3 protein-coding genes and 6 pseudogenes are annotated in these 6,258 nt (G+C 65.9%); 4 read left to right on the forward strand and 5 right to left on the reverse strand.

The window, feature by feature from the left end:
- Positions 1-3 precede the first annotated feature (3 nt).
- A pseudogene (locus ABZZ17_RS25055) lies at positions 4-428 on the reverse strand (transposase); the annotation flags it as partial.
- A gap of 665 nt (positions 429-1,093) precedes the next feature.
- Between ABZZ17_RS25055 and ABZZ17_RS25060 the strand changes: the two are divergent.
- Positions 1,094-1,837: a 2OG-Fe(II) oxygenase gene (locus ABZZ17_RS25060; RefSeq protein ID WP_356878700.1), complete on the forward strand. Its 744-nt coding sequence runs from the start codon at positions 1,094-1,096 to the stop codon at positions 1,835-1,837.
- 127 nt (positions 1,838-1,964) lie between these two features.
- Here the strand turns inward: ABZZ17_RS25060 and ABZZ17_RS25065 are convergent.
- Together ABZZ17_RS25065 and ABZZ17_RS25070 are read right to left on the reverse strand one after the other, a co-directional pair.
- Positions 1,965-2,111 (reverse strand): annotated as a pseudogene (locus tag ABZZ17_RS25065) (IS630 family transposase); the annotation flags it as partial.
- A 76-nt stretch (positions 2,112-2,187) separates the two neighbouring features.
- Complete coding sequence (locus ABZZ17_RS25070; protein WP_356878708.1) at positions 2,188-2,505, reverse strand: hypothetical protein; 318 nt, start codon at positions 2,503-2,505, stop codon at positions 2,188-2,190.
- A 362-nt stretch (positions 2,506-2,867) separates the two neighbouring features.
- On the opposite strand from ABZZ17_RS25070, the pseudogene ABZZ17_RS25075 reads away from it, so the two are divergent.
- A pseudogene (locus ABZZ17_RS25075) lies at positions 2,868-3,578 on the forward strand (transposase).
- Positions 3,579-3,656: 78 nt separating this feature from the next.
- On the opposite strand, the pseudogene ABZZ17_RS25080 reads toward ABZZ17_RS25075, so the two are convergent.
- A pseudogene (locus ABZZ17_RS25080) lies at positions 3,657-4,034 on the reverse strand (transposase); the annotation flags it as partial.
- 802 nt (positions 4,035-4,836) lie between these two features.
- On the opposite strand from ABZZ17_RS25080, the pseudogene ABZZ17_RS25085 reads away from it, so the two are divergent.
- Positions 4,837-5,015: pseudogene (locus ABZZ17_RS25085) on the forward strand (glyoxalase); the annotation flags it as partial.
- A gap of 47 nt (positions 5,016-5,062) precedes the next feature.
- Positions 5,063-5,452 (forward strand): hypothetical protein, encoded by a 390-nt coding sequence (locus ABZZ17_RS25090; RefSeq protein WP_356878689.1) that lies wholly within the window; start codon positions 5,063-5,065, stop codon positions 5,450-5,452.
- Positions 5,453-5,471: 19 nt separating this feature from the next.
- On the opposite strand, the pseudogene ABZZ17_RS25095 reads toward ABZZ17_RS25090, so the two are convergent.
- Positions 5,472-6,167: pseudogene (locus tag ABZZ17_RS25095) on the reverse strand (IS630 family transposase); the annotation flags it as partial.
- Positions 6,168-6,258 lie beyond the last annotated feature (91 nt).

The raw sequence follows: 6,258 nt of genomic DNA on the forward strand, positions 1-6,258 counted from the left end.
AGTGTCCGACAAATGATCACGGATCGGTTCACGGAGCCAGAGGGTCAGCGAGGCCAGGATGACGCCGGCGCGGTAGCGGTCGGCGAGCTTGCCGAACCTGATCGCGATCGCGCGGCACTGCTTGAGGGGTGCGAAGCATCGTTCGACCACGTTGCGGTCGCGGTAGACCTCCTTGTCGAAGGCGGGGGGTCGGCCGCTGAGGCGCCGGCGGTTGGCCGCTCGGTCGCGACGCTCGGAGATCGTGACGGCGATACCCCGACGCCGCAGCATGTGCCGGATCGGCGGGATGCGGATCGGATCCCGTCGAGGAGCTGAGCGAACGCGGTGGCGTCGTTGACATTGCCGGGCGTGAGCACGGTGGGCAGGGGCAGGCCCCGCCCGTCGGCGGCGTACTGGTGGGCGCGGTTGACCGTGGAGTCGACGGCGACGATCCCCCCACCTGGACCTGCCACAAGGTCAGTTACCGGAAAACCAGGTCAGGACACCGCACTGACTTACTTCATTGGGGACAACTACGCCGGGTGACCTGACCCCGCGTCAGAGCGGTCTTCCCACACCACACATGCGGTCACCCGGTACGGAGCGGCCCAGCCCTGCTTGGGACCACCGCGCATCAGTAGTCCCCGAGCCGGCCCCCACCCCGCCGCGTTGGGGACGCTCTGCTTGCTTTGCGGGTTCACCCCAGTCTATTCTCGTCACCATGACGATAATCGCTCAGCGGTCCCCGCCTCCCTGTGGGCATTGATTCCAGGAGCCTCGATCCGCCTCTACGCGCACGGCCGTGACGTCGAGCACGAACCCAGAGTCATGCCGGCGCGCACACCAGCCGCCCGGCGGCCGCCTGCCACCGCGCTGCGGCAACCCAGCGCCTGATCCCTGATGCGCGATCGTGCTCCCCGATTCACCGCTCGTGCACTTCAAACCCTCGAAGACTCCGGCGCTCGGGGAGCCGCGTGCCGACGCAAAGAAGCGCGTCGATCGAAGTGGGAATTCGGATGACGCAACCCCTCCCCTCCCGGAGAAATCCACCCGCCAGGAGCGTCCTCCGCGCCCCCGGCGGCATCGACAATGACCTCAGGACGAAAAAGTGAGCATGTTCACAATGCCGGTAAATCCCTTCGACCTCTCCGAGGGAATGCTGAGCCGAATATCCACCGATGACTCATGGGCCCCGACCGAGTCGCAGATCCCACACGTCGATGCCAGGGTGATTCGCCATTTCCTCACTCCGGCTGAAGTGGAAGCATTCGCGGCCGAACTCGCTACCCAGCGCTTTGCGCCGGTGGGTCTAGACGGCGTTGCCGCCAACTACGTAGAAGGAGACCCGGTCGGCTCTCTCCGCGCCACGGCTGACTCCGAAGTCTTGGCGGCAGAGTTCTACCGCAGGCTGCGGACGTTTCTGTCGTTTGAAGTAGGACCGGACGATCCGACGGATGCAGACGGAAGGCGCTGGAAGCCGGCGTCCGTCAATCCGCGTATGCGCTTCATCACGTACGAACCCGGCGGATTTCTTGTCCCGCACTACGATTCACCCTATTTCGCCCCCGATGGAACGCGAACTCACCTGACGGTCGTCGTCTACCTGTCGTATGAGGCAGTGGGCGGAGAAACGCGGTTCATCGCCGACAAGCAGAACGACCTTCCCTTTGCGCAACGCGACTTCTCGGACTGGCCCCGGCTCGCAGAGCCTGAGGAAATATTGAGCGCCCACCGCCCCGAGCCGGGCGATGCGCTCCTCTTTTGGCATCGGACGCTTCACGACTCGGCCCCTCTTCTTGAGGGTAAGAAAACAATTCTCAGAACCGATGTGCTCTACGAGCCCATAGACATGCCTTGAGTGACAGCAAGGCAGTCGTCACGCAGGAGGTCCCACGCGGTAGCCGCCCGGACCGGTGACACCGGGTGGGCGCCCAGGGGGGGCTTCGGCTTCGACGACGCTCATGTGGTGCTCCCCCTGTAGGAATCTAGTGCCCTGGGCCAAGGATTCGGTGACAGTAGGCGTCGGCCTTGTCGAGGATCTCGTCGGCGGTCTTCGTCCAAACGAAGGGCCCGGGCTGGTCGTTCCAGTCGGTCAGCCAGGCCCGGATGTCGCGCTCGAGGGCCTGGACGGAGCGGTCGACTCCACGCTTAGGGCTGTCCGGTAAGTGATCTGGGATGGTTGATGGTGCGTAAGCGGTCAGGAACGGTTCAGCTAGTGCGCAGCCGGTCGCCTGGCATCGGGAGGCGGGGAGGGGTGTAGCCGTCGTGGTCCTTGGGGTCATGTGCTCGCCCGTCGTCAAGTAGCTGGTCGGGGAGGAGAAGGACGCGGGCGGTGTCGGAAAGGTTCAGATCGGAGCCGGGGCCGATCCAGGAGTCACGGTCTTCCCCGGGTGTCCATGGGTATTGGTGCACGTAGAAGGTGTCGCACAGCAACACGACGTCCGCTGAGTCCACCGCGCACGCCGCGAGTTGCACCATGGTTTCTGGCAGCGTGGCGGTGATGGCCAACCGGTAGGTGTAGTGCACCGCACTTCCTCGCTCGGGCACCTGAGGGTGTGGCCCTACCTCCCAGTGTGTGATCTTGGCGGTCAGTGGGTACGTCCTGTCGCCGCGGACCACAGTGACGTCAACTCCCGCAGGGCCGGGTGTGCTTTGCCCCTGACCTCCTTCCCCTGAGATGCAGCTGGCGAGGGCGGTAGCCACACAGGCGACCATCGCCGCCCGCACTGCCGCATCGACACGTCTTCTAGTCAGCCGCTCCACTTCCCGCTCCGCCCCTCGTCCGAGCCCTCTCGGCCCGCTCTGAAGATCAGAGACGCGCCCCACCGTCACCTGGTTCCGGGTCAAGGATTCCTGTAACTGCTGGTCACGGGTGAGATGATCTTGGTGTGGCTGGTGTGATCACGGCGTCGGAGCCGTCCTGGATAGCCCCGTTCACCGGGCTGAGCCCGCGCTGTTTTGGGAAGCTGGTGATCGTGCTGCGGCGCGAGGGTGCGGACGCGGGTTCGCAAGGGCCGGCCGTGGAGCCTTCCGCTGGAGGACCGGGCACTACTGGTCGCGGCCTACTGGCGAACGAACTTGACGATGCGCCAGCTCGCCCCGCTGTTCGGGGTGTCCAAGTCGGCCGCGGACCGCATGATCGACCACCTCGCGCCGATGCTCGCGCTCCAGCCCCGAAAGCGGTTCGCCAAGGACGCAGTCGAAGAACTACCGATACTCCACCAACCACCAGGTCGTCATCGACGCCGACACCCGGCTGGTCGTCGTGGTCGGCCGGCCGCTCGCCGGAAACCGCAACGACTGCAAGGCATGGGAGGAATCCCGCCAAAGCCGCCGTCGGCAAGACACTCACAATCGCCGACGGCGGCTATCCCGGCACCGGACTCGTCATGCCGCACCGCCGCCGCAAGGGCGAAGAACTGGCCGACTGGAAGCAGGATCACAACAAGTCCCACAAGCAGGTCCGAGCTCGAGTCGAGCACGTCTTCGCCCGCATGAAGACCTGGAAGATCCTCCGCGACTGCTGCCTCAAAGGCGACGGCGTCCACCACGCCATGCTCGGCATCGCCCGCATGCACAACCTCGCCCTCGCCGGATAGGCAAGCAAGCGGCCCGCACCGCGACTGACCCTGCCCAGGGCGACTCAAAGATCATTTACGGGACAGCCCTTTGGGTTTCTTCTGGGTGAGCTCGGCGAACCACCCCTCGACCAGGTTCCGCCAGGACGCGCTGGCCGGTGTGAAGTTCAGGTGAAAACGAGGGTGCGCCAGCAGCCACTTCTTCACGTCCGGCGTCTTGTCGGTCGCGTAGTTGTACAGGATGAGGTGGACCTGGAGGTCGGCGGGGAACTCCTTGTCGAGTTTGGTCAGGAACCTCTTGAACTCGGCGGCCCGGTGGCGCCGGCGGAGGGAGTCGATGACCTTGCCGGTCGCGACCTCGAGGGCCGCGAAGAGGGTGGTGGTGCCGGCGCGGATGTAGTCGTGGCTGCGTCGCTCCGCAACACCGGGCATCATCGGCAGCACTGGCTGGGACCGGTCCAGGGCCTGGATCTGCGACTAACGACAAATTTCAGACTCAGGTCACGAGGGCCTGCCCAGCGGATCGGTTTCCGCCGGACAGGCCCCGCGCTGGCAGGACTCAGCCATTGAGCGTGAAGGTAAAGCGCCCGCGAGCTAGCCGTCCAGGCGGACCATCGGCGCGAGGTTCCTCGCGCCGAGCGGCCTGCCGAATTCGGCTGGCGCACAGCCGAACCCTGCGGCGATCAGTCGCACCGGCCGCACAGGTATTCGCGCGGCAGGGCGGACCGAGGATGTGCCACTCCCGGCACGGGGGCCCACCGGCCGCGGTGCGCCCGGTGGGAAGGCGGACCGTACGGCGACTGCCAAGCCGGCCGGTCGCTTCGACCGGAGACACCCGGGTCGAGGAGCGTGCGGTGCGCGTGGACGCGGAACTCGCCGTGCACCCGCAAGTGCCCGGAGGGGCACCCGCGGCAACGGCGGAGAACGATCGGCAGGCAGGTGGGAACGACCACCCAGGTTCTGGACATGGAGATACACCGGTTCCAGTGAGAAGACAGCAGCGAAAGGGAGCGCGGCGCACAGATGCGACGCGCGACGGTTCAGCGCTCGGGGGGTCTCACTTGGTGTACAACGGCACGTCCTTGCCAGGGGCGACTGCGGGCGGAAGCACGCTAACGGCCCACGAGAGCACGGCGCCACTGAATATCGGGCGGGCGCCACCGCCCCCGGGGAGTCTCGTCGACGACGCCGGACTCGAAGGCCGAGAGCGTACGGACGGTCTGCCCGTACTGCGGTTGTCTGCGCGCAGGTGCCGATCGTTTCGTCGTCGTCGGCGGTCCACCTCGTCTTCGAACAGTCCCCCGCCCTCACCGCAGCACGGCACGACCGCTGCGCACCCGGCCTCAGACACCTCGCCTTCCACATCGCCCCCCCGTCGGCGGCCCCCACCAACGCGCCGCCTACCTCGAATCACGTGACGGCTTCGAAAGCGAACTCGTCTCCGTGGGCATGGCCTAGTGCCGTGACCGGGAAGGTTTGCCGTGTTGCTCTGCGATGATCGACGAGTGAGCAAGCATGAGTGGGACGCGTTGACCAAGATCGAGGAAGTGTTCATGGTCAATTCATTCGAGATCGACATCCTGGCCGGCGTCTGGGGAGACCTCGACGACGCCGACCAATCCCGGCCGGTCAGCGAGCTCGCAGGAACCTTGCTCACCCTCGTTGATCGCGGGTGGATTGAGGTCCGTCGGGTTGCGCCGTGGGTGTCGCCGGCCGGAGAGAGCGGTCTTCAGCCGGGCGAGCTGATCCCTCGGGATCAGCTTCCGGCGGCTCTCGAAGATGCCGTCAACTGGGAGTATCCCGACGACGGGGATTGGATCGGTGCGTTGACCCTGGTCGAGACCGAAGCCGGGATGAAGATCACTCGTCTCTCTCCTGAGGAAATGGACGAGTAGGCCGCCAAGCCGGAAATTGTCAGGCCGCCGCCCGCGGCCGTCCGCCCCAGCGGACACCTCGTTCGCTACGGATACGTGCTCGTTCCACTCGTTGGGCGGCCATGACTTCGGGGTGGCGGGCGTTGTTGTTCCGCCAGCGCAGGTAGGCGTGCAGGGCCCGGGTCTGGACTGTGTGGTTCGGATGGTTCGAGTCGGCCAGGGTGAACTGCCGCAGCGGCCCGAAGTGGGCCTCGATCGGGTTGGCCCAGGACGGGTAGGCCAGCGTGAAACACAGCTCGACCTTGTTTCTCGGCGCCCACCTGCGGAATCTCCAGTTCAAGTCGGCGGAGAGGTTGTCTAGGATCACGTAGATCGGGGCGTCGTCCGGACGGGCGGCTCGGATCGACCGCAGGGCGACCCAGGTGTGGTCGATGCCCTTGCGGCGCCGGTTGACACCCCACAGCTTGTCGTCGCCGACGGAGTAGCAGCCGTGGAAGTAGGTGATGCCGTGGGTGCGGCGGTAGGTGGCCGGCAGCCGGTCGAGCCGCTTCTGTTCGGCCCAGCAGGAGCCGGCGGTCGAGCGGATGCCCAGCGGGCCGAAGTCGTCGAAGGCGAACGTGCGGTCAGGACGCTCGTTGACCGCTTACTCGATCCGATCCAACCTGGCGTCGAACGCCGGATCCGGGGACTCCTTCCAGGTCTTCGTGTGCTGGACGGAGATCCCGCAGCGGGCTAGGCACTGTCTTCAAAGGGTTCTGATGGGGGATCATGTGCCGCATGGTGCGTCGTCATGAACTGTCGGATCTGGAGTGGGAAGCGTTGTCCGC

Origin of the sequence: Streptomyces sp. NPDC006512 (assembly GCF_040611935.1) — a bacterium.
Lineage (GTDB): Bacteria > Actinomycetota > Actinomycetes > Streptomycetales > Streptomycetaceae > Streptomyces.